20 protein-coding genes and 1 other RNA gene are annotated in these 24,209 nt (G+C 71.4%); 4 read left to right on the top strand and 17 right to left on the bottom strand.

Annotated features, from left to right (window positions below):
• Positions 1-16: 16 nt before the first annotated feature.
• The 7 genes from KM842_RS03865 to KM842_RS03835 form a co-directional block, all read right to left on the bottom strand.
• Positions 17-853 (bottom strand): hypothetical protein, encoded by an 837-nt coding sequence (locus KM842_RS03865; RefSeq protein ID WP_216261099.1) that lies wholly within the window; start codon positions 851-853, stop codon positions 17-19.
• A 202-nt stretch (positions 854-1,055) separates the two neighbouring features.
• Positions 1,056-1,431, bottom strand: a transfer-messenger RNA (tmRNA) gene (gene ssrA, locus KM842_RS03860).
• Positions 1,432-1,554: 123 nt separating this feature from the next.
• On the bottom strand, positions 1,555-2,031 hold the full coding sequence (gene smpB, locus KM842_RS03855) for an SsrA-binding protein SmpB (protein WP_216261097.1): 477 nt from the start codon (positions 2,029-2,031) through the stop codon (positions 1,555-1,557).
• A 124-nt stretch (positions 2,032-2,155) separates the two neighbouring features.
• Positions 2,156-3,070 (bottom strand): permease-like cell division protein FtsX, encoded by a 915-nt coding sequence (gene ftsX, locus KM842_RS03850; RefSeq protein WP_216261095.1) that lies wholly within the window; start codon positions 3,068-3,070, stop codon positions 2,156-2,158.
• The gene (ftsE, locus tag KM842_RS03845) at positions 3,067-3,822 is read right to left on the bottom strand and encodes a cell division ATP-binding protein FtsE (RefSeq protein WP_216261093.1); all 756 of its coding nucleotides are present in this window, start codon (positions 3,820-3,822) and stop codon (positions 3,067-3,069) included. Before ftsE ends, ftsX begins: the two co-directional genes overlap by 4 nt.
• Positions 3,823-3,898: 76 nt before the next feature.
• Positions 3,899-5,008 (bottom strand): peptide chain release factor 2, encoded by a 1,110-nt coding sequence (prfB, locus tag KM842_RS03840; protein WP_216261091.1) that lies wholly within the window; start codon positions 5,006-5,008, stop codon positions 3,899-3,901.
• A gap of 41 nt (positions 5,009-5,049) precedes the next feature.
• Positions 5,050-6,213, bottom strand: coding sequence for a cysteine desulfurase family protein (locus KM842_RS03835; protein ID WP_216261089.1), 1,164 nt, complete (start codon positions 6,211-6,213; stop codon positions 5,050-5,052).
• 57 nt (positions 6,214-6,270) lie between these two features.
• On the opposite strand from KM842_RS03835, the gene glgX reads away from it, so the two are divergent.
• The 3 genes from glgX to glgB all read left to right on the top strand — a co-directional run bounded on the left by glgX (position 6,271) and on the right by glgB (position 13,074).
• The gene (gene glgX, locus KM842_RS03830; protein ID WP_216261088.1) at positions 6,271-8,382 is read left to right on the top strand and encodes a glycogen debranching protein GlgX; all 2,112 of its coding nucleotides are present in this window, start codon (positions 6,271-6,273) and stop codon (positions 8,380-8,382) included.
• Positions 8,383-8,467: 85 nt separating this feature from the next.
• On the top strand, positions 8,468-10,468 hold the full coding sequence (locus tag KM842_RS03825; protein ID WP_253206238.1) for a maltotransferase domain-containing protein: 2,001 nt from the start codon (positions 8,468-8,470) through the stop codon (positions 10,466-10,468).
• Positions 10,465-13,074 (top strand): 1,4-alpha-glucan branching protein GlgB, encoded by a 2,610-nt coding sequence (gene glgB, locus KM842_RS03820; RefSeq protein ID WP_253206237.1) that lies wholly within the window; start codon positions 10,465-10,467, stop codon positions 13,072-13,074. Before KM842_RS03825 ends, glgB begins: the two co-directional genes overlap by 4 nt.
• Before the next feature lie 105 nt (positions 13,075-13,179).
• Here the strand turns inward: glgB and KM842_RS03815 are convergent, their stop codons facing one another.
• Positions 13,180-14,193, bottom strand: coding sequence for a tetratricopeptide repeat protein (locus KM842_RS03815; RefSeq protein ID WP_216261086.1), 1,014 nt, complete (start codon positions 14,191-14,193; stop codon positions 13,180-13,182).
• A gap of 109 nt (positions 14,194-14,302) precedes the next feature.
• Positions 14,303-15,931: a DUF8094 domain-containing protein gene (locus KM842_RS03810; RefSeq protein ID WP_216261084.1), complete on the bottom strand. Its 1,629-nt coding sequence runs from the start codon at positions 15,929-15,931 to the stop codon at positions 14,303-14,305.
• A gap of 206 nt (positions 15,932-16,137) precedes the next feature.
• Between KM842_RS03810 and KM842_RS03805 the strand changes: the two genes are divergently transcribed.
• Entirely contained in the window at positions 16,138-17,994 is a 1,857-nt protein-coding gene (locus KM842_RS03805) for a coiled-coil domain-containing protein (RefSeq protein WP_216261082.1), read from the top strand.
• Between the two features lie 155 nt (positions 17,995-18,149).
• On the opposite strand, the gene KM842_RS03800 is transcribed toward KM842_RS03805, so the two are convergent.
• The 8 genes from KM842_RS03800 to tsf all read right to left on the bottom strand — a co-directional run bounded on the left by KM842_RS03800 (position 18,150) and on the right by tsf (position 24,145).
• The gene (locus tag KM842_RS03800) at positions 18,150-18,923 is read right to left on the bottom strand and encodes an alpha/beta hydrolase (RefSeq protein ID WP_216261081.1); all 774 of its coding nucleotides are present in this window, start codon (positions 18,921-18,923) and stop codon (positions 18,150-18,152) included.
• Positions 18,920-19,225, bottom strand: coding sequence for an Rv1322 family protein (locus KM842_RS03795; protein WP_216261079.1), 306 nt, complete (start codon positions 19,223-19,225; stop codon positions 18,920-18,922). The genes KM842_RS03800 and KM842_RS03795 overlap by 4 nt, the downstream gene beginning before the upstream one ends.
• A gap of 12 nt (positions 19,226-19,237) precedes the next feature.
• Positions 19,238-20,128: an aggregation-promoting factor C-terminal-like domain-containing protein gene (locus KM842_RS15825; protein ID WP_253206236.1), complete on the bottom strand. Its 891-nt coding sequence runs from the start codon at positions 20,126-20,128 to the stop codon at positions 19,238-19,240.
• Positions 20,129-20,287: 159 nt separating this feature from the next.
• A complete protein-coding gene (locus KM842_RS03785; protein ID WP_216261077.1) occupies positions 20,288-20,836 on the bottom strand; it encodes a DivIVA domain-containing protein in 549 nt (182 codons plus the stop codon).
• 55 nt (positions 20,837-20,891) lie between these two features.
• The gene (locus KM842_RS03780; RefSeq protein ID WP_216261075.1) at positions 20,892-21,884 is read right to left on the bottom strand and encodes a phosphatidate cytidylyltransferase; all 993 of its coding nucleotides are present in this window, start codon (positions 21,882-21,884) and stop codon (positions 20,892-20,894) included.
• A complete protein-coding gene (gene frr / locus KM842_RS03775; protein ID WP_111052922.1) occupies positions 21,884-22,438 on the bottom strand; it encodes a ribosome recycling factor in 555 nt (184 codons plus the stop codon). Before frr ends, KM842_RS03780 begins: the two co-directional genes overlap by 1 nt.
• A gap of 54 nt (positions 22,439-22,492) precedes the next feature.
• Positions 22,493-23,212, bottom strand: a complete 720-nt coding sequence (gene pyrH / locus KM842_RS03770) for a UMP kinase (protein ID WP_216261072.1) — start codon at positions 23,210-23,212, stop codon at positions 22,493-22,495.
• Positions 23,213-23,317: 105 nt separating this feature from the next.
• Positions 23,318-24,145: a translation elongation factor Ts gene (gene tsf, locus KM842_RS03765; protein WP_216261071.1), complete on the bottom strand. Its 828-nt coding sequence runs from the start codon at positions 24,143-24,145 to the stop codon at positions 23,318-23,320.
• Between the last annotated feature and the right edge of the window lie 64 nt (positions 24,146-24,209).

The raw sequence follows: 24,209 nt of genomic DNA, 5'->3' as shown, positions 1-24,209 counted from the left end.
ACTCGTTCGTCTCGGGCTACTTCTTCGCGTCCTTCTTCTTCGCGTCCTTCTTCTTGTCCGACTTCTTCTTGTCAGACTTCTTGTCCGACTTCTTCTTGTCCGACTTCTTGTCCGACTTCTTCTTGTCCGACTTCTTCTTGTCGGACTTCTTCTTCGCGTCCTTCTCCTTGCCCTGCTGCACATCCGACTGCTTCGCGTCCTGTTCCGTCGGCTCGGCCGCGAGCGGCGCGGGTGCCGACGGGACGTCCGCGGACTCGACACCGTCGACGGGCTCGACCACGACGACGGACCCGGTGTCCGCGAGCACGTCGACCGCCTGCTCCTCGACGACCGGCGCGAGGGCGTCCTCGACCCGCTCGACGACGATTTCGGCGCCGTCCTCGGCCAGGCGGAGCAGCGCCTGCGCCGCCCGGAGTCGCGTCGTCGACCGACGGGCCAGCGCGTCGGCACGGGCCCCCTCCAGGAAGGTCCGCAGCGCCCGTTCGGGCACCGAACGCCCGCGCGGCGCGGAGCGGTCGAGCCGGTCCAGCTCCCCCGCGATCCCGGCGACGTCGTCCTCGACGTGCTCGTGGCGGACCGACTCGAGCAGCGCCGCGACCGCAGCAGCAGCCCGTTCGACCCCGGGGTTCCGCTGGTCCATCACGACGAGCATCTCGAACACCGACCCGTAGGACATCGTCTCGAGGCGCACCGGCTCGGCACCGCGGCCGCGCAGCACCAACCGCGCGTCCGGCGTCGGCAGCCAGGCGACCACAGCAGCGACCGAGGCCACCGAGCCGACGATGCGCTCGTACTCGGCCAGACCCAGACGGTCCTGCTCTCGCAGACGGACTCGGATCGCGATCTCCTGCACGGTGTACCTCTCGCTCGGGGCGACGCCGACGGGACGCGACGTCGTGCCACCGACCGTAGTCCTGGCACCCGGTAGCTCCACGGACGGTGCCGACCGCTCGCGTCATCGACGGGCTGCCACACGCAGAACGCCCCGCGCGGTCCGGGGACCGAGCGGGGCGTTCTGTGGCGACTCACGTGACAGCGGTCCGACGATCGGCAGGTGGTGGAGATGGGGGGAATCGAACCCCCGTCCATCGCTGCAATTCGACGTCTTCTACGGGCGTATCCGGATGTTCGTTCTGCTCGGCCCCGTCCGTTGCTACCGGCTTCTCGGACGACGGGCCCAGTCTCAGTGCAAGTCCCGCACGGCCCTGAGGCACGACCGCGCAGCAAGTCCCCCTGATGACGCCGGACTCAGGTTAGGGAACGATCACCTGGCCGACGGACTTCATGTGCTGGGCTGCTTACGCAGCGAGAGCGAAGTCAGTGCGCTTGGAATTGGCACTTGTTGTTTTCCACGGATCGTTGACGAGATGACCGTGGGTCCTCGGCCCGCTTCCCGTCGGCACACAGGCAATGTCGAAACCGATCATCCCCATGCAGGCCGTCGTGCGAACCGCTGTCACGCTGTTGAGTTGCCAAGCCGCATCCGGATCACCCGGGTGAGGCAGCTGTTCAGTCTACCGACCGAACACGTTCCACGCTAGTCGGTCCGGCTGGTCACTCGCCGAGACGGTTGCGCGAGCGCATCGCACGCTCGGCCTCGCGCTTGTCGGTCTTCTCGCGCAGGGCCTGGCGCTTGTCGAACTCGCGCTTGCCCTTGGCCACGGCGATCTCGACCTTGGCCCGACCGTCGTGGAAGTAGATCTTCATCGGCACCAGGGTGTAGCCGCCCTGGGACGTCTTGTGTGAGATCTTCACGATCTCCTGCTTGTGCAGCAGCAGCTTGCGCTTCCGACGGGGCGCGTGGTTGTTCCAGGTGCCCTCGGTGTACTCGGGGATGTGCACCGCGTCGAGCCAGGCCTCACCCGCGTCGACGAACGCGTACCCGTCGACGAGCGACGCACGGCCCTCGCGCAGGGACTTCACCTCGGTGCCGCTGAGCACCATGCCGGCTTCGTACGTGTCCTCGATCAGGTAGTCGTGGCGCGCCCGACGGTTCGTCGCGACGACCTTCTCTCCGCGTTCCTTCGCCATGCCCGACTCCTCCTCGATCACCCGTGCTCGCTGCGTGCGAGCCGCTCAGCCTATCGAACACGGACGGGCCCGCGCACCTTCCCGAGGTGTGCGGGCCCGTCCGTGTCCGGCGTGCCGTACCGGGTCAGACCTTGAGGTACCGGCGGATCGCGATCGACGCGGAGACCGCGGCCAGGACCACGCCGACGACGATCACCGCCGGGACGACCACGGCCGCGTCGTCCATGCCGATGAAGGCCGTACCGGTGAACCGCTTCGTCAGGTAGTTGCGGACGAAGAACCAGACGACGGCAAGGATCGCACCACCGGCCAGCACGGCGCCCACCGTCGCGGCGATCACGCCCTCGAGCACGAAGGGTGTCTGGATGAACCGGTTCGACGCACCCACGAGCCGCATGATGCCGAGCTCCCGGCGTCTCGAGAACGCCGACAACCGGATCGTCGTTGCGATGAGCAGCACCGCCGCGATGAGCATGAGGGCCGCGATGCCGATGGCCGTGTACGACGAGGCGTTGAGCAGGTTGAAGATCGGCTGCAGGTAGCCCCGCTGGTCGACGACGCTCTGCACGCCCGCGACCTTCGACAGGCTCTCGACGAGGACGTCCGCCTGCGACGGGTTCTTCAGGTTCACCCAGAAGGTCTCGTTGAGGTACTCGGGCTTGACGAACTCGGTCGCCGGGGAGTCCTTGAACTGCTGCTTGAAGCGCGTGTACGCGTCCTGCTGGTCCTCGAAGTAGGCCTTCTCGATGTACGGCTTGAGGGTCGACGACGAGAGCTGCTGCTGGATCTGCGCGCGCTGGTCGTCGGTCGCCTTCGCCCCGGTGCAGTTGCCGGTCGTGTCGGTGTCGGTGCACAGGTACACGGCCACCTGGGCGCGGTCGTACCAGTAGCCCTTCATCTGGTTGATCTGCATCTGCAGCAGGATCGCGGTACCGACGAACGTGAGCGAGATGAAGGTCACCAGGACGACGGAGACCACCATCGAGGCGTTCCGGCGGAGACCGGAGCCGGCCTCGGCCAGGACGAGTCCGAGCCTCATCGGATGAGCCCCGGGATCGTCTGGATGCCCGTGGTGTTCGACACGCCACCGCGCTGGATGGGCAGGGCCTGGGTCTGGTAGCCGCCGGCCTGCTCGTCGCGGAGGACGGTGCCGCCGGCGAGCTCGATGACCCGGCGCTGCATCTGGTTCACGATGCTGGCGTCGTGCGTGGCCATGAGGATCGTCGTCCCTCCCTGGTTGATGCGTTCGAGGAGCGCCATGATGCCCGCCGAGGTCGTCGGGTCGAGGTTGCCGGTGGGCTCGTCGGCCAGCAGGACCGCCGGCTTGTTGACGACCGCGCGCGCGATGGCGACACGCTGCTGCTCACCGCCGGAGAGTTCGTGCGGCATGCGGGTGGCCTTGCCGGACAACCCGACGAGCTTGAGCACGTCGGTGACGGACTCGCTGATGAAGCCCTTGCTCTTGCCGATCACCTGCAGCGAGAACGCGACGTTGTCGAACACGTTCTTGTTCGGCAGCAGTCGGAAGTCCTGGAACACGACGCCGAGGTTGCGGCGGAAGTACGGCACCTTCCGGGACGACAGCGCGCCGAGGCGCTGTCCGAGCACGTGGATCTGCCCGCGCGACGGCTTCTCCTCCTTGAGCACGAGCCGGAGGAAGCTCGACTTCCCGGAGCCGGACGCGCCGACGAGGAAGACGAACTCACCCTTGAGGATCTCGAGGGTGACGTTGTCGAGGGCGGGGCTCGGGTTGCCCGAGTACACCTTGGTGACCTGGTCGAATTTGATCATGACCGGATCAGGGTAGGTCGCGTTCCGGTGATCGTGCTCCAGGCGCGCGGCTCAGGAACCCGTGGGCTCGCTCAGGTCAGTCCTCGTCGCGACGCTTGCGCCAGCGGATGCCGGCGTTGATGAAGCCGTCGAGGTCGCCGTCGAACACCGCGGACGGGTTGTTCACCTCGTACTCGCTCCGCAGGTCCTTCACCATCTGGTACGGCGCGAGGACGTAGTTGCGGATCTGGTCGCCCCAGCTCGCCGTGATCGTGCCGGCGAGTTCCTTCTTCTTCGCGTTCTCCTCTTCCTTCTTGAGGAGCAGGAGGCGCGACTGCAGCACGCGCATGGCGGCGGCACGGTTCTGGATCTGCGACTTCTCGTTCTGCATCGACACGACGGTGCCGGTCGGCAGGTGGGTCAGGCGCACGGCGGAGTCGGTCGTGTTGACGGACTGCCCGCCCGGGCCCGAGGACCGGAAGACGTCGACACGGATGTCGTTCTCGGGGATGTCGATGACCGCGGTCTCCGGCATGAGCGGGATGACCTCGACCGCGGCGAACGAGGTCTGACGCTTCCCCGCGGCACCGAACGGCGACATGCGGACGAGGCGGTGTGTTCCGGCCTCGACCGACAGCGTGCCGAACGCGTGCGGGCCGTCGACCTCGAAGGTGGCCGACTTGATGCCCGCCTCCTCGGCGTACGACGTGTCCATCACGGTGGTCTTCAGGTCGTGCTGCTCGGCGTAGCGCAGGTACATCCGCATGAGCATCTCGGCGAAGTCGGCCGCGTCGACGCCACCGGCCCCGGCTCGGATCGTGATGACCGCGGGACGGTCGTCGTACTCGCCGTCGAGCAGCGTCTGCACCTCGAGCTCGCCCATGGTCTTCGTGACCGCGGCGAGTTCGGCGACCGCCTCGTCGGCGGACTCCTGGTCCTCGCCCTCGTTCGCCATCTCGACCAGGACCTCGAGGTCGTCGAGGCGCTGCTCGGTGTCGGTCAGCTTCTTCAGCTGGACCTGGCGGTGGGACAGCGCGCTCGTCACCTGCTGGGCGTGGTCGGTGTCGTCCCAGAGGTCGGGCGCCCCGGCCTGCTCGCTCAGCTCGGCGATCTCGCGCTCGAGCCGGTCGACGTCCACCACCGAGCGGATGTTCCCGAAGGTGACGCGCAGGGCGGCGATCTGCTCGCTGATGTCCAGTTCGACCATGGTCCCCGATCCTACCGGCGGACCGGGCCCTCCCGGCGCGCTCAGCGACCGAGCGAGGGTTCGCGGGACGCCATGCCCGCACTGCCCGCACGCGCCACCGCGTCCGGCAGCGCCGCCAGGAAGGCGTCGACGTCGGCGTCGGTCGAGGTGTGCCCGAGCGTGATCCGGAGCGCACCGCGGGCGTCGTCCTCGCTCAGCCCCATCGCGAGGAGCACGTGCGAGGCCTCGGGCACCCCCGCCTGGCACGCGGACCCCGTCGACACCGCCACCCCGGCCGCGTCGAGCAGGAACAGCAGCGAGTCGCCCTCGCAGCCCGGGAACGTGAAGTGCGCGTTGCCCGGCAGCCGGTCGTCCGGGTCCCCCATGAGCCGCGCGGTCGGCACGGCCCGCCGGACCCCGTCGACCAACCGGTCGCGGAGGTGTCGGACGTCGGCGCGCGGTGCGGCGGCGGCGACCCCGAAGGCGGCCGCGGCGGGAGCGTCCTGCGTGCCGCTGCGCACCTGGCGCTGCTGCCCGCCGCCGTGGATGAGCGGCTCGACGACGGCCCGCCGCCCGAGCACGAACGCCCCGACGCCGACGGGTCCGCCGATCTTGTGCGCCGACACGCTCATCGCGTCGAGGCCGGACGCGGCGAAGTCGATCGGCACCTGCCCGTAGGCGGCCACCGCGTCGCTGTGCACCGGGACGCCCGCGGCGTGCGCGAGTCCGACGATGCGCTCGACCGGCTGCAGCGTGCCGACCTCGTTGTTCGCCCACAGGAACGTGACCAGGGCGACGTCGTCGGCGGCGGCGAGACGCGCCTCCAGGCCGACGAGGTCGACGCGACCCTGCGCGTCCAGCGGGACGACGTCGACGACGGCGCCCTCGTGGCGCTCCAACCACTCGACCGTGTCGACGGTCGCGTGGTGCTCCCCCGCCGGCACCACGATCCGGGGTCGTCGACGATCGCGCTGCCTGGCCCAGAACAGGCCCTTCACGGCGAGGTTGATGCTCTCCGTGCCGCCCGAGGTGAACACGACCTCGACCGGGTCGGCGCCGAGCGAGGCGGCGACGTTCGCCCGCCCGTCCTCGAGCAGCATGCGGGCCCGCTGCCCGGCGCTGTGGATCGACGACGGGTTGCCGACCGTGCCCAGCGCGGCGGTGAACGCGGCGAGCGCCTCGGGCAGGATCGGGGTCGTCGCAGCGTGGTCGAGGTAGACGGGCACGGGGTTCCCTTCGTGGAGCGTTTTCAGGATACCCGGCTGTCCTCGTACCCTGGGGGCGTGTACGAGACGGCGATCGAGACCACTCCGGGCTTCCGGCTCGACGACGGCGACCCGCGGTTCACGCTGCGGTCGGCGTCGGCGACCTCGGCGGCGGTGGTCGTCGACGGCCGCGGGCGCTTCGAGCTGACCCGCCAGGGCGACGGCGACGTGTGGAGCGCGGTGACACCCGGCGTGCAGGTCGGGGACACCTACCACCTGCTCGTCGACGGCCCGTCTGGGCCCCGGCACGAGTTCGACCCGACCCGGCCGTTGCTCGACCCGTACGCCCGAGGCATCGTCGCGACGACGCCCGACGCCGGCGGCGGGCCCGAGACGTCCGACGGGCAGGACGGCACGCAGGGCGACGGCGAGACGGACGGTCCCGACACGGAACCCGCCCGCCCCCGCTGGACGAGCGTCGTCGTCGACGGCGGCTTCGACTGGGGCGGCGTCGGCAAGCCGGCCGTCCCGCTCGACCGCGTCGTCGTGTACGAGGCGAACGTCCGGACGCTGACCGCCGCGAACCCCGCCGTGCCGGAGGACCTCCGCGGCACCTACGCCGGGGTCGCACACGAGAGCACGATCGCGCACCTTCGACGCATCGGCGTCACGACCCTCGAGCTCCTCCCCGTGCAGGCCTTCGACACCGAGCGCTGGCTGCGCGAGGCCGGTCGCGAGAACGCCTGGGGCTACAACACGCTCGGGTTCTTCGCCCCGCACGCCGGACACGCCTCGGCCGCCGCCCGCGCCGCCGGTGCCGACGGTGTCCTGCGCGAGTTCAAGGGCATGGTGCGGCTGCTGCACGAGGCCGGCATCCAGGTCGTGCTCGACGTGGTCTACAACCACACCGCGGAAGAGGGACTCGGCGGCCCGACGTCCTCGCTCCGCGGGATCGACGGTGCCGCCCGATACCGCTGGTCCGACGCCGACACCTACTACGACACGACCGGCTGCGGCAACACGCTCGACACCTCGGTCGAGGCCACCGCGGACCTCGTCGTCGACAGCCTGCGCTACTGGGCGCGCGAGGTGCAGGTCGACGGCTTCCGCTTCGACCTCATGGCCTCGCTCGCGCGCGACGCCGACCACGCCTTCGACCCGGCCCACCCGCTGCTCGACCGCATCCGCTCGCACCCCGACCTGCAGGACACGCTCGTCATCGCCGAGCCGTGGGACGTCGGCCCCGACGGCTGGCGCACCGGCTCGTTCGGTGCCCGCACCCTCGAGTGGAACGACGGGTTCCGCAACACCGTCCGCAAGTTCTGGCTCGAGGACATCGCCGACGAACGACGCCGGGGCGCCCCGGACACCGGGATCGGAGCGCTCGCCGGCGCCCTGACCGGGTCGAGCGGCCTGTTCGGCACCGAGCGCGGTCCGCTCTCCGGTGTCAACTTCGTCACCGCCCACGACGGCTTCACCCTGCACGACCTGGTGTCGTACGACGGCAAGCACAACGAGGCGAACGGCGAGGACAACCGCGACGGCTCGAACGACAACCGCTCGTTCAACCACGGCATCGAGGGGCACACGACCGACCGCGGCGTCCGGGCGGCCCGCGGCCGCTCGATGCGCAACCTGATGGCCACCGTGCTGCTGTCCGCCGGCGTGCCGATGATCACCGCGGGCGACGAGCGCAGCCGCACCCAGCACGGCAACAACAACGCGTACGTCGTCTCGGACGACCTCACGCCGGTCGACTGGTCGGACGACGAGGACGCCGAGTCGATGACCGAGGCCGTCGCGACCCTCACCCGGCTCCGCGCTGCCCACCCCGCGCTCCGCCCCTCGCGCTTCGGTGTCCCCGGGCAGACGACCCCCTCGGCCTCGCGCATGACCTGGTACGGGCCGGACGGCGGTCCGATGACCGCCGAGGGCTGGGACCAGCCCATCCACCGGGCGCTGCAGTACTTCGTCGAGTCGACGCCCGAGCACGAGCCGTACGACCGGGTCCTCGTCGTCGTGCACGGCAGCGGCCGAACCCGCGACCTCGTCCTGCCGACGCGCGAGGACGTGTTCGCCTACCGGCTGGCGTGGTCGAGCGAGAAGCACCGCGACCACGACCGGCACCGCCCGGCCGGCACCGTCTTCACCGCCTACGGACCCGGCATCCACGTCTTCGACGTGGTCTGACCGACCGCGCTCCGCACGGTCCGGCCGGGAGGCCCGACACGCTTCCCGGGGAACACGGACGGCCCAGCCGGGTAGCGTCTGCTCCGTGGCCACCGCAGACCGACCCCGGCGTCCGAAGATCGGGCGCATCCCGATCACCGAACTCGCCCCGACGACGCCGAACGGCTTCCCGGGCAAGGGCTTCGACGGGGAGGTGATCACGTTCGGTGCGACCGTCTTCCGCGAGGGGCACGGCGTCATCGGCGCCGACCTCGTCCTCGTCCGACCCGACGGCGCGACGCGCACCGTCCCGCTCACCCTCGCCGCCCCCGGCACCGACCGCTACGAAGCGACCGTGCAGGTCGAGGGCGTCGGCGTCGTCGAGTGGCACGTCGAGGCGTACGCCGACGACTGGGCCAGCTGGGTGCACGGCGCACGGCTGAAGATCGCCGCCGGCGTCGACACCGAGGCGACGCTCCTCGACGGCGCAGCACTCCTCGAGCGACTCGCCGACGAGACGGGCTCCCCCGCGGCCGCCCGCGCCGCCGCCCGCGTCCGTGACGAGGACCTCGACCCCGCCGAACGGCTCGCCGCCGTCGACGACCCGCGCATCGTCGCCGAGCTGGCCGAGTCGCCGCTCACCTCGCTCCGCACCCACTCCGCGACGCAGCTGCTGGACGTCGAGCGCACCCGCGCCGGCGTCGGCGCCTGGTACGAGTTCTTCCCCCGCAGCGAGGGCGCGAAGCGCAACCCCGACGGCTCCTGGAAGAGCGGCGACTTCCGCACCGCGGCCCGCCGCCTGCCCGCCGTCGCCCGCATGGGCTTCGACGTCGTGTACCTGCCGCCGATCCACCCGATCGGCACCACCGCGCGCAAGGGTCCGAACAACACCCTGACCGCGGGACCCGGCGACCCCGGCAGCCCCTGGGCCATCGGCGGTCCCGAGGGCGGGCACGACGCCATCCACCCCGACCTCGGCACCGAGGACGACTTCCGCGACTTCGTCGAGACGGCGAAGAACACCGGCATGGAGGTCGCGCTCGACTTCGCGCTGCAGTGCTCCCCCGACCACCCGTGGGTCACCGAGCACCCGGAGTGGTTCACCGTCCGCGCCGACGGCTCCATCGCGACCGCGGAGAACCCGCCGAAGCGGTACCAGGACATCTACCCGATCCAGTTCGACACCGACCCCGAGGGCCTCGTCGCCGAGGTGCTGCGCGTCCTGCGGCACTGGATCACGTTCGGCGTGAAGATCTTCCGCGTCGACAACCCGCACACCAAGCCGCTGTGGTTCTGGGAGCGCGTGATCCGCGAGGTCCGCGACGAGCACCCCGACACGGTGTTCCTCGCCGAGGCGTTCACCCGCCCGGCGATGATGCGGGCACTCGCCGAGACCGGGTTCCAGCAGTCGTACTCGTACTTCACGTGGCGGAACACGAAGGAGGAGATCGAGACGTACTTCGAGGAGCTCTCCCACGAGACGAGCGCGTACCTGCGCCCGAACCTCTTCGTGAACACGCCGGACATCCTCACCGAGTTCCTGCAGTACGGCGGTCGTGCCGGCTACAAAGTGCGCGCGGCCCTCGCCGCCACGGGGGCGCCGACCTGGGGCATGTACTCGGGGTACGAGCTCTTCGAGGACGTCGCCCGTCCGGGGTCCGAGGAGAACATCGACAACGAGAAGTACGAGTACAAGCCGCGCGACTTCGCCCTCGCCGAGGCCGAGGGCGCGAGCCTGGCTCCGTACGTGACGATGCTCAACCGGCTCCGCTCGGCGCACCCCGCGCTCCGCCAGCTCCGCAACACCACGGTGCACACCGCCGAGGACGACGCGATCGTCGTCTACTCGAAGCACCTGCCCGGGCAGTACAACCGCTCGGGCCGGAACGACACCGTGATCGTCGTGGCGAACGTCGACCCGCACTCCTCGCGGGAGACGACCGTGCACCTCGACCTCACCGCCCTCGGCCTCGAGCCCGGCACCCTGTTCGACGTCCGTGACGTCGTGACCGGTGCCCGCTGGACCTGGGGGACCTCGAACTACGTGCGCCTGGATGCCTTCCAGGAGCCCGTGCACCTGCTCGTCGTGGAAGGACCGCACCGATGACCGACCCGAACACACCCGAGCAGACCCCTGCCGCCGGCTCGCCCCGACGCGGTCCCGGCCTGCCGCCGGTCCCGCCGCCCCCGCCCGCGCTCCCCCGCCGTACCGCGGCGGACGACGTCGCACCGGACGGCGCCCGCGTCGCACCGCGCACCTCGGCGCCCGGCGAGGACCTGCCCGGCGCTCCCGCGCCCCGCAGCGAGACCCCCTCGCGGGACGTCCCGGAGTCGGCGACGCTCGCCGGCGGCCTCGACCCGGCCTCCGTGCCGGCCACCCCCACGGCACCGCAGACACCGGCTGCACCGCAGACCCCCGCTGCACCGCAGGCCCCGGCGGCCCCCGCCGTCCCGGCTGCGGACGGGGCGTCGGCCGACGCGCCGGAGCCGACCAGCGCCTCCCGGCCGGCGTCCACCGACGCGGTCGTCCCGGCCGGCGCGACCACCACCGCGGTCACCGAGCCGGTCCCCGGCCCGGTCGACGAGTGGATCCGCCAGCAGGTGGCCGAGGGCCGCTGGTCCCAGCCGCACGACGTCCTCGGCCCGCACCCCGTCGACGGCGGCACGAGCGTCCGCGTCGTGCGGCACCTCGCGACGGCCGTCCGCGTCGTCCGCCCCGACGGCGACGACGTCGAGCTCCGCCACGAGGGCGAGGGCGTCTGGGCCGGTGCCACGGTCGGCGAGCTCGGCCGCTACCGCGTCGAGGCCGACTACGAGGGCGACGAGACCTGGACGACCGACGACGCCTACCGCTTCGCGCCGACCCTCGGCGAACTCGACCTGCACCTGTTCGGTGAGGGTCGCGACGAGCAGCTCTGGCACCACCTCGGCGCCCACGTGCAGACCGTCGACGGTGTCGAGGGCGTCGCGTTCGCCGTCTGGGCCCCCCGCGCCACGGCCGTCCGCGTGATCGGCGACTTCGAGGGCTGGGAGGGCCGCACCACCGCGATGCGCCGCCTGAACGACCTCGGCGTGTGGGAGCTGTTCTGGCCGGGCGCCCTCGAGGGCCAGCGGTACAAGTTCCAGATCCTCACCGACAGCGGCTGGGTGGAGCGGGCCGACCCGTTCGCCCGCCGCACCGAGGTGCCGCCGCTGACCGCGTCCGTGATCACGACCGCGCACCACACCTGGTCCGAGGGCGACGCCCGCTGGATGGCCGAGCGGGCCACCGCGACGACGCACGACCGTCCGATGAGCGTCTACGAGGTGCACCTCGGCTCGTGGCGTCCGGGCCTCAGCTACCGCGAGGTGGCCGACGACCTCATCGGCCACGTGCAGTACACGGGCTTCACGCACGTGCAGTTCCTGCCGCTCGCCGAGCACCCGTTCGGCGGCTCGTGGGGCTACCAGGTCACCGGCTACTACGCGCCGACGGCACGTTTCGGCTCGCCCGACGACCTGCGGTACCTCGTCGACCGCCTGCACTCGGCCGGCATCGGCGTCATCATGGACTGGGTCCCCGGGCACTTCCCCAAGGACGAGTGGGCGCTGGCGAAGTTCGACGGGTACGCCCTGTTCGAGCACCCGGACCCACGCCGCGGCGAACAGCTCGACTGGGGCACCTACGTGTTCGACTTCGGGCAGCCGCAGGTGCGCAACTTCCTGGTCGCGAACGCGCTGTACTGGCTCGAGGAGTTCCACATCGACGGCCTCCGCGTCGACGCCGTGGCGTCGATGTTGTACCTCGACTACTCCCGGACCGAGTGGCTGCCGAACGTGCACGGCGGCCGTGAGAACCTCGAGGCGATCTCGCTCCTGCAGGAGACGAACGCGACCGCGTACAAGCGCTACCCGGGCATCGTGATGATCGCCGAGGAGTCGACCTCGTGGCCCGGCGTCACGCAGCCGACGAGCGCCGGCGGTCTCGGGTTCGGCCAGAAGTGGAACATGGGCTGGATGCACGACACGCTCCAGTACGTGGAGCGCGACCCTGCCTACCGCTCGTACCACCACGACGAGATCACGTTCTCGTTCGTCTACGCCTTCAGCGAGCAGTTCACCCTGCCGATCAGCCACGACGAGGTCGTGCACGGCAAGGGGTCGCTCTACGGCAAGATGCCCGGTGACGAGTGGCAGAAGCTCGCCAACGTCCGCGCCTACCTGGCGTTCATGTGGGCCCACCCCGGCAAGCAGCTGCTGTTCATGGGGCAGGAGTTCGCGCAGCCCTCCGAGTGGAGCGAGGCGAACGGTCTCGACTGGTGGCTCCTCGACGACCCGGGACACCGCGGCGTGCAGGACCTGGTCGCCGAACTGAACCGCGTGTACAAGGACACTCCGGCGCTCTGGACGCACGACGGCTCCCCCGAGGGCTTCGAGTGGCTCGAGAGCGGCGACGCGCCGCACGCCACCCTCGGGTTCCTCCGCAAGGCCGGGGACGAGCGGATCGCCGTGTTCGTCAACTTCTCGGGCGTGCCGGTCGAGCACCGCTTCGGCCTGCCGACCGCCGGTACCTGGGACGAGGTCCTCAACACCGACGCCGCCGCCTACGGTGGCTCCGGTGTCGGGAACCTCGGGTCGGTGCAGGCGGAGGAGGTCCCGTGGGCCGGACGGCCCGCCTCGGCGAACCTCGTGGTCCCGCCGCTCGGCTCGGTCTGGCTGCGGCTGGCGCAGTAGCGCCGGACCGGCGACACGACGGACGGGAGGCCCGGTACCAGCTGGTACCGGGCCTCCCGTCCGTCGTGGGGTCGCGACCGTCGACCGGTCGCCACCGTCGGACCGTCAGTACAGGGCGTTCGCCAGGCGGCGGCGCGCCGCGACGACGCGCGGGTCGTCGACGCCGATGAGCTCGAAGTACTCGACCAGGCGGACCCGGAGGGCCTCGCGGTCGTCGCCGATCACCGTCGGCACGAGGTCGAGCAGGCGTCCGAAGGCGTCCTCGACGTGCCCACCGCTGACGTCGAGGTCGGCCACGGCGAGCTGCGCCGCGACGTCCGACGGACCGGCACCGGCCGCGGCACGGATGTCGTCGGCGGTCCGGCCGGCGAGCCGGTCGAGCAGCGACACCTGCGCGAGACCGGCGACCGCCATCTGGTCGTGCGGGTCCTGCGCGATGGCGGTGCGGTACTCGGCGATGGCCGCGGCGTAGTCCCCACGCTCGATCGCGTCGTACGCGGCCTGGTGGTGCGGCGGCAGCGGCTCCGGCTCCGGTTCGCCCTGCTCGGCTGCGTCGACGGGGGCACCGGCGTCGTCGGCCTGCACGCGTCCGGTGACCCCGTTCTGCTCGGCGGCCTGGAGCACCTGCTCGAGGACGTCGCGGACCTCGGCCTCGGGCAGGGCACCGACGAACAGCCCGAGCGGGCGCCCGCCGATCACCGCGGCGACGGTCGGGATGGACTGCGCCTGGAACGCCTGCACGAGCTGCGGGTTGGTGTCCGCGTCGACCTTGGCGAGCACGAAGCGCCCGGCGTACTCCTCGGTCAGGCGCTCGAGCACCGGCGAGAGCTGCTTGCACGGCCCGCACCACTCGGCCCAGATGTCGACGATGACCGGCACGACCGTGGAGAGCTGGACGATGTCCTGGAAGCTCTGGTCGGTGACGTCCATGACGAGCGACGGGACGCTGAGGACGCCGTCACCCGCGCCGGACGTCGACCCGCCGGTCGCCGGGTCACCGGCCGGTGCGGAACCGGTCGTCGGCGCGGCGCCCTGCTGCGGACGCTGCGCCCGGTCGACGAGGGACGAGAGGTCGACCGCTCCACGCAAGCTGGACGGGGTCGGGGGGACGTTGGTCATTGCACCTCACTCGCTGCGATCAGGCCCTGGGTGAACCCGAGGAGTTCTATCTTGTCGTCCGAGCCCACCGGAGGCACGGAGAAGAGCAACTGGACGCCGTACGTCGCCGTCACGCCCTTCGTGCTGGAGTCGACGCCGGAGAGGGCCTTGACCGCTCCCTCGGGTTGACCTCGGCACCGTCGGCCGTCGGCGTGACCTTCTCGATCTCGTTCAGGTCGACGGACACGAGCGCGCCGGCGGTGTTCGTCGCGAGCGCGAGCGCGGTGTCCTCGGGCACCTCGGACGTGTACTCGATCTCCGCGGTGTCCGGGAGCTTCTCGGCCTTGTCGTCCTTGTAGGACTTGCCGATGCGCGACCGCAGGTCGTCGCCCTCGCCGGCGAACAGGTCGGCCGACGCGCTCTCGCTGTCCTTGGACAGGATGTCGGCGTAGGCGGCCGCGACCTCGTCCGGCGCGAGGGTCAGGAGCTTCGAGTCGGGGGCGAGCTGCGCGGCACCGACCGACGTCGGGGCGAGCGACGGCAGTTGCGCGTCGGCCTCGAGCGAGACGGCGTACTCGACCTTGTAGTCGGACCGGGCGTCCGGCTGCACGAGCGTCAGGGCCTGCGGTGCGGTCTCTTTGTCGGAGCAGTCCGCGGCGACGACCGCGAACACCGTCCGCGGCCAGGTGTCGGTCTGCTGCGGGAGGGCGACGCAGACGTCGGCGGCGGAGATCTCCGGCAGGGGCTTGGCCTCGTCGTCGGCGTCGCGGATGGCGTAGTTCGCCTTGCGGAGCTCGAGCGCGGGACCGGTAAAGCGGGTCTCGGCGAGGTCGGCGTCCTTGCGCGAGTCGGCCTTCTTCGCGACCTCGGCCACGCGGGTCACGATCCGGGCGATCTGCTGCTTGGTCGCAGCAGTCGAGGGGTCCGCCGCGGCAGCGCCCGTGGCCGAGGCGGTCGGCGTCGGGGTCGCGCCCGCGTCCCCGCCCTGCGGCCAGTAGTCGGATGAGCAACCGCTCAGCACGAGCGCGCCGGCGACGAGCACCGGCACGGCCACGAGGGAGCGCCGGCCGCGCCGGCTGCGTGCGGGTACCTGGGCACCGGCGGCCGCGGCACGACGGGAGGCGCGGACGCGCGGCGGACGGCCACCACCGCTCCGACGACGGGGACCGCGCGACCGGCGCTGGTGCAGGAACGCCCAGACGAGCAGGACGAGGCCGCCGAGGACGAACAGTCCGCCGACGGTGAGCAGGGGGCCGACCGAAGGGGTGGCGGTGTCGCGCGGCCAGGTCACGGAGACGTCCGCGGGAGCGGCGTCCGAGCCGTCGCCGGCGACCACGAGGGACACGTCCGACGGCAGCCGCACGGTGAACTGCCGGGCGTCGTCGTACTCCTGGTACCAGAGGTCGCTGCCCTTCGGGTCCGGCACGTCCGTGCCGCTGCCGGTGGTGCGTCCCACGAGCGACCCGTCCTCGGCGTCGTACCGGAGCGTCGTGTGGGCGGCGTCACCGATCCACGCGTCCACGTCGGTCGTCTTGCCGTAGGCGGCGAAGACCTCGTCCGACCCCGAGATGGTGATGCGCTGGTACCCGGGGTTGGCGTTGAGGACGTCGCCCGGGATGACGGTCACCGGGGCCGAGCTCGTGCCGCTGGTCGCCGCGACGATCGAGGTCGGCGGGGCGAACACGGTCCGCTGCCCGACGCCGAGACCGACGAGGAGCACCCCGATGACGAAGCTGACGATCGCCAGGACGAATCGCACGGAACTCTCTCCCTCCGCGCCGGGGTGGGGGGATCGGCGCGCGAAACAACGGCCCAGGTTACCCAGGACAGCTGGGAGGCGCATCCCCGGAGCCCTCCGCCGCCCTCCGGAACGGTCCAGCGGCCTCAGGGCCCGCAGGTGCGGCACCACTACAATCGGTGTCCGGGCTGCACGGGGCGGTCCGGGACGACCGCAGGGAGCGACGCGTGGCGAACGACGAGGCAGAGTTCGGGACCGAACTGCGGGGCTACCGCAAGGACGAGGTCGACCGTGCTCTGAACGACCTCCGCCGCGAGCTCATCAAGTCGAACACCGACCGCGCCGAGGCGGCGAAGGAGATCCGCCTCCTGCAGTCCCGCGTGTCAGACCTGCAGGGCGAGCTCGACGAGGCCGGCACCCCGACCTACAGCGGGCTCGGCACCCGACTCGAGTCCACCCTCCGCGTGGCCGAGGAGCAGTCCACCCGACTGATCAGCCAGGCCGACATCGACGCCCAGCGCCTCCGTGCCTCCAGCCGTGCCGAGGCCGAGCGCACGCTCCGCGAGGCCCGCGACGAAGCCCACGACACGCTCGAGGACGCCCGCACCCGCGCCACGGACGAGCTGTCCCGGGCCCGTGCCGAGGCTGCCGACACCGTCGAGCGTGCCCGTTCCGAGGCCGGTGTCCTCGTGCACGACGCCCGCAACGAGGCCGCCGCCGTCCGTGGGGCCGCGGTCACCGAGGCCGCCGAGGTCCGCTCGGTCGCCATCCGCGAGACCACGGCGCTCCGGGCGCAGGTCGAGCACGAGGTCGCCGAGCTCCGGGAGGTCGCGCAGCGCGAGTCCGCCGAGGCCCGCCGTGCCGCCGCCGACCTCGACCGCGAGACCGAGCACCGCCGGAGCGTGTTCGAGGCCGACCAGGCACGACGCCTCGAGGACCTCGACCGCGAGGAGTCGACGCGCCGCGAGTCGCTCGACCGGACGCTGACCGAGGCCCGCACGGCGTGGGACCGCGAGCACGGCGAGGCCCGCCGGGCGCTCGAGCTCGAGCTCGAGACCGGCCGCGCCGACCTCGCAGCCGAGGTGGACCGGCGCCGCGCCGACCTCGCCGCCGAGCTCGACGACCGCCGCCGCACCGTCGACGAGGAGCTCGCGGAGGCCCGTGCTGGCTGGGACCGCGAACTCGCCGGGGCACGCACCGCCCTCGAGCAGGAGGTCGAGGCGGCCCGCGCACAGCTCCGCGTGGACACCGAGCAGACCGCCGCCGAGAACGCCCGCCGCGTGCAGGAGACCACCGACCGCATCGAGCGGGAGACCGCGGAGCACCTCGCCCGCATCGAGCGCGAGCGCGAAGCGGCCGAGGCTGCGGCCGACCGCGCCGCGCGGGAGCACGAGAACGAGCTCGCCGCCCGCCGTGAGCGCGAGCACGCCGAGGTCGACACCGAGATCGCGGACCGCCGGACCGCGGAGCTCGACGGCCTGTTCGCCGAGCGCGCCGCGCTGCGTCAGGAGATCGACACCGCACGCGCCGGACTCGCTCAGGAACGCGACGAGGCCCACGCGACCCTCGAGCGCGAACGCGACGAGGCACGGGCCGCACTCGAGACCGAACTGGCCGCGCGCCGCGACGACGCCGAGCAGGAGTACCTGGAGCGACACCGCGCGACGGTCACCGAGACGCAGAAGTACCTGGACGAGGCGAACCTGCAGCTCGCCGAGGCGACGCGTCGGGCAGCGACGGCCCGCGAGACGGCTGACCGACTCGAGCGCGAGACCGCCGACCTGGCGCGGGAGCACGAGCGGACCGCCCAGGAGCAGGCCGCCGACCTCGTCCGCGACGCCCAGGGACGTGCGCACCGCCTGGTCGCCGACGCCGAGGAGCGGACCGCTGCCCTCCTCGCCGAGGCGGAGGACCGGCTCGCGGCCATCCGGACCGAACGGGAGGCCGTGGCCGGCTACCTCGAGAACCTGCGCGGGGTGCTCAGCCACGCGGCCGGGGTGATCGACGAGCAGGGCGCTCCCGGGACGGCCGCCGGATCCCACGACGAGGACGCGGTCGCAGGGCAGGCCGACGGCGGGCGCTGATGCCGCACCAGCACACGTGCCACGGGCGCGGTCGGACACCGTCCGGCCGCGCCCGTCTCGTTCCGTGGCGCGGTTGTCGTCGTCCGGCCCCGGCCCCGGCGGCGCGGTCCGGCCCCGGCGGCGCGGTCCGGCCCCGGCGGCGCGGTCCGGCCTGGTCAGGCGGAGGGGTCGGACCAGGTCGTGGGCAGGGGTGCGGTGCCCGGCACGACGAGGTCGGCCAGGGCGTCGAGGACGATCCGCACGTACTTCTCCCCCACCCACAGGTGCTTCGCGCCCGCAACCGGGACGACCCGCACGGTGGGAGCGATCGCGAACCGTCGTGCGGCCTCCTCCGGCTGCAGGAAGTCGTCGTGCTCGGGGACGAGTGCGACGACCGGGACACCGACGTCCGCCCACCGACGCAGTTCGTCGTCGGACGTCCGGTGCAGCGGCGGGGACAGGAGGACGACGCCCGCGACGTGCCCGGCATCGACGTGTTCGCGGGCGTGCTTGAGGATCACCTCGGTCCCGAAGGACCAGCCGACCAGCCAGGGCGTCGGCAGGCCGCGGTCGACGACCTCGTGCACGGCGGCGCGCAGGTCGAAGCCCTCGGACACGCCGTCACCGAACGAGCCTTCCGACGTGCCCCGGGGCGAGGTGACCGAGCGGAAGTTGAAGCGCAGCACGGCGATGTCGGCGAGCTCCGGCAACCGTGCAGCCGCCTTCTTGAGCACGTGCGAGTCCATGAAACCGTGCGCGGTCGGCAGGGGGTGCAGCGTGACCAGGATCCCCCGCGCGGGGCGGTCGAGCGGTTCGGCCAGCTCCCCCACGAGCGTCAGGTGGTCGTCGGTGACCAGCTCGATGTCCGTGCGGCGTGCGGGCAGCACGGTTCCCGACCGGATCTCGGCGTCTGCCGCGGTCTGCTCGGACGCGGTCGCGTCGTCGTTCATTCGATGCTCCAGCAGTGGTGGTGCCAGTGCCGACGCGCCGCGAGGTCGGCGGCGTCACCGAGCACCCCGTCAGCGCGCCAGACCACGACGTGGGCGGTCCCCGGCTCGATGGTCAGCGTGCACCCGGGGCAACGGTACTCCTTCTGCGCGGACGCAGCCGAGACCGGTTGCACCGACCACTCACGACCCCGGCGGAACTCCGTCCGGCGCCATCCGCCCATCAGGCGATCGAGGCCGGCGTCCTCCGTCGATTCTTCGTGTCCACGGCCGCGCGGACGCCGCGGCCTGTTGCTCCGCGGCACCGCGACCGCCGATCAGTACCAGTTGTAGGAGACGCTGTGCGCCCAGGCGCCGCAGGGGGTGCCGTACACGCCCGTGATGTAGTTCAGGCCCCAGGTGATCTGCGTGGCCGGGTTGGTCTGCCAGTCGGCGCCGACCGAGGCCATCTTGCTGCCCGGGAGCGACTGCGGGATGCCGTACGCACCGCTCGGGTTGTAGGCGTTCACCCGCCAGCCGGACTCCTTGTTCCAGAGGGAGACGAGGCAGCTGAACTGGTCGTTGCCCCACCCGCGCGCGGCGACCATCTGCTGGGCGATGGCCTGTGCACTGCCCGGATCGGGCGTCGCGACCGCGGGCACGGCCGGCGCGGCCTGCTGCGGCGCGGCCGTCTCGGTCGTCGTAGTGTCGGTGGTGGCGGCGTCAGCGTCGGCCTCGGCGGTCGCCATGGGCGTCGGCGTTGGCGTCGGCGTGGGCTTCGGCGCAGGCTTCGTCACGTCGAACCCGTCGCGTGCCGCGTCGAAGTCGCCGTACGTGCCGTGTGCGGAGAACTGCTGCGGGGTCGAGATCGGCGCCGGGGCGAGCACCGGCGCGGCCGAGGCGGCGTCGGTCTGCATGGGGTTGAAGAGCGACCCGCCGACGAAGGCCGACACGGCGAAGAAGGACAGCGCGGGGATCGTCGAGCGCTGGCGGATGAAGCCGTTGAACGACCGCGGGGTCGTCGGCTTCGTCGGGGCGACCGAACGGGCGCGGGCACGACGGACCACGCGGGTGGCGGTCGGAGCGGCAGCGGCGCGCGCGGCTGCGGCGTCGGAGACGCGGTTGGCGGCCACGGACACCGGTGCGACGACGGGCGCGTGGTGCTGCTCCGTCTGCGGTGCCGAGGTCGGGCGGACGACCGGGGTCGCCGCCGTGCGGTTGCGGATCATCGCCGCTCGGCGCTCGCTGACGATCGCGTGATCGTGCAGCTCGCGGGTTCCGCGGTCGGATCGAGTGTCTGCCGTGTGCCTGCCCATGAGTTCGACCAGGATAACGGAACGATCACGGAAAGCGAAGCACCTGGGGACGGTGATTCGCGCGGTGTCGCCCTAGCGCACCGCGAGCATGACCTCGACGACGGCGTCGAGCAGCGCGTCGACCTGCGCCTCGCGGTAACCGCCGTGCTTCGGGCGGAAGACGATCGAGCGCACCTCGGTCAGGCTGAGGGGCTTCCCGTCCTTGAAGTAGCCGTGCAGGCGGCGGGAGAACGCGTCGACGTCCTTCGGGTGGTAGCCGGTCGTGAGGAAGCTGACACGCTGGAACCGCTGCCCGTCCGGGCGCCCCAGCCGGGCGACGACGTCGGATGCCTTGCCGCGGGCCTCCGCGTACCAGGCCTTCTGCCCGACGTCGGCGATCTCCCGCTCGCGCTCACGGGCGGCGAAGGCGTCCTCGAGACGCTCGAGCGCGGCGTCGACGTGCTGGGTGGAGTAGCCGCCCTTGCGCATCGAGAACGCGGTCGCACGGATCTTGGCGGCTTCGATCCCCGGGGCGCTGTCGTTGGCGGTGTAGGCACGCCGAGCGTCCTCGAGGAAACGCTCGACCTCGTCAGCGTCGTAGCCGAGGACCGAGCGGGGGGCAGTCGGGAACGTCGAAGGCACGGCGCCATTGTGCCAGGTGTCTCCCGGAGCACTTCCTGGACGCGCGGAGCCCCGGTCAGTGGTTGACGACGAGGTACAGCAGGTAGGCGATCGCTGCCGACGGCAGGATGCTGTCGATCCGGTCGAGCAAGCCGCCGTGTCCGGGCAGGAACGACGAGATGTCCTTGATGCCGAGGTCGCGCTTGATCATCGACTCGGTCAGGTCCCCGAGCGTCGCCGAGCCGGAGATGAGCACTCCGAGGATGATGCCCGTCCACCAGGGCAACCCGAGCATGAGCCAGGTCACCAGGATGCCGACGATGATGCTCGCGCCGACCGACCCGCCGAACCCCTCCCAGGTCTTCTTCGGACTGATCCGCGGGGCCATCGGGTGCTTGCCGAGGTTGATCCCCGTGGCGTACGCGCCGGTGTCGACCGCGACCACCACGAGGATGAAGGCGACGACCCACAGTTCGCCGCGGTCCTGTGCCGACAGCAGGACGACGCAGGCGCCGAGCAGGGTCACGTACGCCTGGACGAACAGACCGTTGGTGAGGTCCCGCACCACGCTGCTGGCCGACGGCCTGGTGCGGGAGACGGCGACCTCGACCAGGCGCCAGGCAGAGATGAACACCACGCCGCCGAGCAGCGTGAAGAGCGCCCAGTCCTGACCGCCGAGGAAGGCTGCGGGGACCGTGGCGACGGCGACCGCCACGCTCGGCACCCGCGGGACGTCACGGCCGGCGAAGCGCATCGCGCTCGCCAGCTCGTAGACGCCGACACCGAGCAGGAACGCCGCGACGACCATGAAGGACGGCTTGAACAGCAGCAGCGACGCCAGCATGACCACCGCGAACGCGAGGGCGATCGCGATGGCCGCCGGCAGGTTGCGTCCGGTCCGTGCCGTCAGTGCTTCGTTGCGTGCACCGAACTCGGCGCGGCGTTGGCGGATCTGCGCCTCGAAGTCACTCCGGGCCGCCCTCGCCCGCGCATCGAAGTCCTGGCGGAACCCCGTCGTGCGGCGGTCATCTGATGTGGGGCGGTCGCCGCCCTGGTCCGGACGGCGCATCAGACCTCGAGGAGTTCGGCTTCCTTCTTCTTCAGGGCTTCGTCGATCTGGTCGACGTGCTTCTTCGTCAGCGCGTCGAGCTCCTTGTCGCTGCGGGCGATGTCGTCGTCGGACACCTCGCCCTTCAACGCGTCGAGGTCGTCCTTGGCCTTGCGTCGGATGTTGCGGAGGACGACCTTGTGGTCTTCACCCTTGCCCTTGACGATCTTCACGAACTCCTTGCGACGCTCGGCCGAGAGCTCGGGGATCGTCACGCGGACGATCTCGCCGTCGTTCGTCGGGCTGGCGCCGAGGTTCGGGAACGTCGCGATCGCACGCTCGATCTCCTTGAGCGCCGACTTGTCGTACGGCGTCACGATGAGGGTGCGTGCCTCCGGCGTCTGGAGCGACGCGAGCTGCGCGAGCGGGGTCGGCGAACCGTAGTACTCGACCGGGATCTTCTGGAAGAGCGCCGCGTTGATGCGGCCGGTGCGGACGGTGGCGAAGTCGTCCTTGGCGACGTCGACGGCCTTCGCCATCTTCTCGGTCGCCTCGGTCATGACGTCACTGATCACGGTGGTTCTCCTTCGGTACGGGTCGAGTCTAGTCAGTCGGCGGCACGGAGCCGGTCAGTTGCTGACGACGGTGCCGATGCGCTCGCCCTGGATCGCGGCGCGGACGTTGCCCTCGCCCTCCATGCCGAACACGTGCATCGGCATGCCGTTGTCCATGCAGAGCGAGAAGGCGGTGGCGTCGACGACCTTCAGCCCCTTGAGCAGCGCGTCCTGGTACGTGACGTGGTGGAGCTTCTCTGCGGTCGGGTCCTTCTTCGGGTCGGCGGAGTAGACGCCGTCGACGCCGTTCTTCGCGACGAGGACCTCGGTCGCGCCGATCTCGAGCGCGCGCTGCGCCGCGACGGTGTCGGTCGAGAAGTACGGCAGGCCCGCGCCGGCGCCGAAGATGACGATGCGCCCCTTCTCGAGGTGCCGCTCGGCACGCCGCGGGATGTACGGCTCGGCGACCTGGGTCATCGCGATCGCGGACTGCACGCGCGTGGCGGCCCCGGCCTGCTCGAGGAAGTCCTGCAGCGCGAGGGCGTTCATGACGGTGCCGAGCATGCCCATGTAGTCGGCGCGACCACGGTCCATGCCGCTCTGGGACAGCTCGGCCCCGCGGAAGAAGTTGCCGCCGCCGACCACGACCGCGACCTCGACCTCCTTCGCGGCGAGGGCGATCTCCTTCGCGATGGTGCTGATCACCTCGGGGTTCACGCCCAGGGACCCGGCGCCGAACGCCTCCCCGGAGAGCTTCAGCAGGACTCGTCGGCGTCCGGTCTTCTCGTCGGTCATGTCAGGGCACCCTTCGTCGTGGTCTCGTGGAAATCTACTCGGTGCGCCGCGGCGCACGACAACGGGGCCAGGAACCGGTTGGTTCCTGGCCCCGTCATGGGTTCGTTACGCGCCGACCTTGACGCGGGCGAAGCCCTGGATCGTGATGCCGGCGTTCTCGGCGGCCTTCGCGACGGAGATCTTGTTGTCCTTCGCGTAGTCCTGGTCGAGGAGCGAGATGCCCTTGATGAAGGCGTTGACGCGACCCTCGACGATCTTCGGGAGGGCGGCCTCGGGCTTGCCCTCCTCGCGCGTGATCGCCTCGACGGTCGCGCGCTCCTTCTCGACGGCGTCGGCCGGGACCTCGTCGCGCGTCAGGTACGACGGGTTCGCGAACGCGACGTGCTGCGCGATCGAGCGGGCCTCGGCGGCGTTGTCACCCTCGTAGGCGACGACGACGGCGATCTGCGGCGGCAGGTCCTGGCTGGTCTTGTGCAGGTAGATCTCGAAGGCCGAGCCCTCGACACGGCGGACCGTGCGGACCTCGAGCTTCTCGCCGAGTGCGGCGGCGCTCTCGTTGACGACCTCGAGGACGGTCTTGCCGTCGAGCGGGGCCGCGTTCGCCGAGGCGACGTCGGTGGCACCGGCAGCGGCGACCGCACCGAGCACCTTGTCGGCGAGCGTCGTGAACTTCTCGTTCTTCGCGACGAAGTCGGTCTCGCTGGCGAGCTCGACGACCGTGGCGGCGCCGTTGTCGGCGGACGCGACGACGACACCTTCGGAGGTCGCGCGGTCGTCGCGCTTGGCGACGGCCTTCGCACCCTTGATGCGGAGCAGTTCGACGGCCTTGTCGTAGTCGCCGTCAGCCTCGACGAGGGCGTTCTTGGCGTCCATCATGCCGGCGCCGAGGTCCTCGCGGAGCTTCTTCACGTCAGCAGCGGTGAAGTTTGCCATTGACTGGAGTCCTTTCTGGACTGTGCGTGTGTGGAGAGTGGGGAGCGAGGCAGGGGCGCCGGAC

It is taken from the genome of Curtobacterium sp. L6-1, from assembly GCF_018885305.1.
In the GTDB taxonomy this organism is placed as follows: Bacteria; Actinomycetota; Actinomycetes; order Actinomycetales; family Microbacteriaceae; genus Curtobacterium; species Curtobacterium aetherium.
This window is presented reverse-complemented; position numbering and strand designations above follow the sequence as displayed.

Excerpts from the sequence above, each read along its gene's own strand:
- ftsX (WP_216261095.1), bottom strand. The coding sequence starts at position 3,070 with ATGAGGCTCGGACTCGTCCTGGCCGAGGCCGGCTCCGGTCTCCGCCGG.
- prfB (WP_216261091.1), bottom strand. The coding sequence starts at position 5,008 with ATGGTCGAACTGGACATCAGCGAGCAGATCGCCGCCCTGCGCGTCACC.
- KM842_RS03800 (WP_216261081.1), bottom strand. The coding sequence starts at position 18,923 with ATGAACGACGACGCGACCGCGTCCGAGCAGACCGCGGCAGACGCCGAG.
- pyrH (WP_216261072.1), bottom strand. The coding sequence starts at position 23,212 with ATGACCGACGAGAAGACCGGACGCCGACGAGTCCTGCTGAAGCTCTCC.
- KM842_RS03780 (WP_216261075.1), bottom strand. The coding sequence starts at position 21,884 with ATGCGCCGTCCGGACCAGGGCGGCGACCGCCCCACATCAGATGACCGC.
- ftsE (WP_216261093.1), bottom strand. The coding sequence starts at position 3,822 with ATGATCAAATTCGACCAGGTCACCAAGGTGTACTCGGGCAACCCGAGC.
- KM842_RS15825 (WP_253206236.1), bottom strand. The coding sequence starts at position 20,128 with ATGATCCGCAACCGCACGGCGGCGACCCCGGTCGTCCGCCCGACCTCG.
- glgB (WP_253206237.1), top strand. The coding sequence starts at position 10,465 with ATGACCGACCCGAACACACCCGAGCAGACCCCTGCCGCCGGCTCGCCC.
- KM842_RS03815 (WP_216261086.1), bottom strand. The coding sequence starts at position 14,193 with ATGACCAACGTCCCCCCGACCCCGTCCAGCTTGCGTGGAGCGGTCGAC.
- smpB (WP_216261097.1), bottom strand. The coding sequence starts at position 2,031 with ATGGCGAAGGAACGCGGAGAGAAGGTCGTCGCGACGAACCGTCGGGCG.
- tsf (WP_216261071.1), bottom strand. The coding sequence starts at position 24,145 with ATGGCAAACTTCACCGCTGCTGACGTGAAGAAGCTCCGCGAGGACCTC.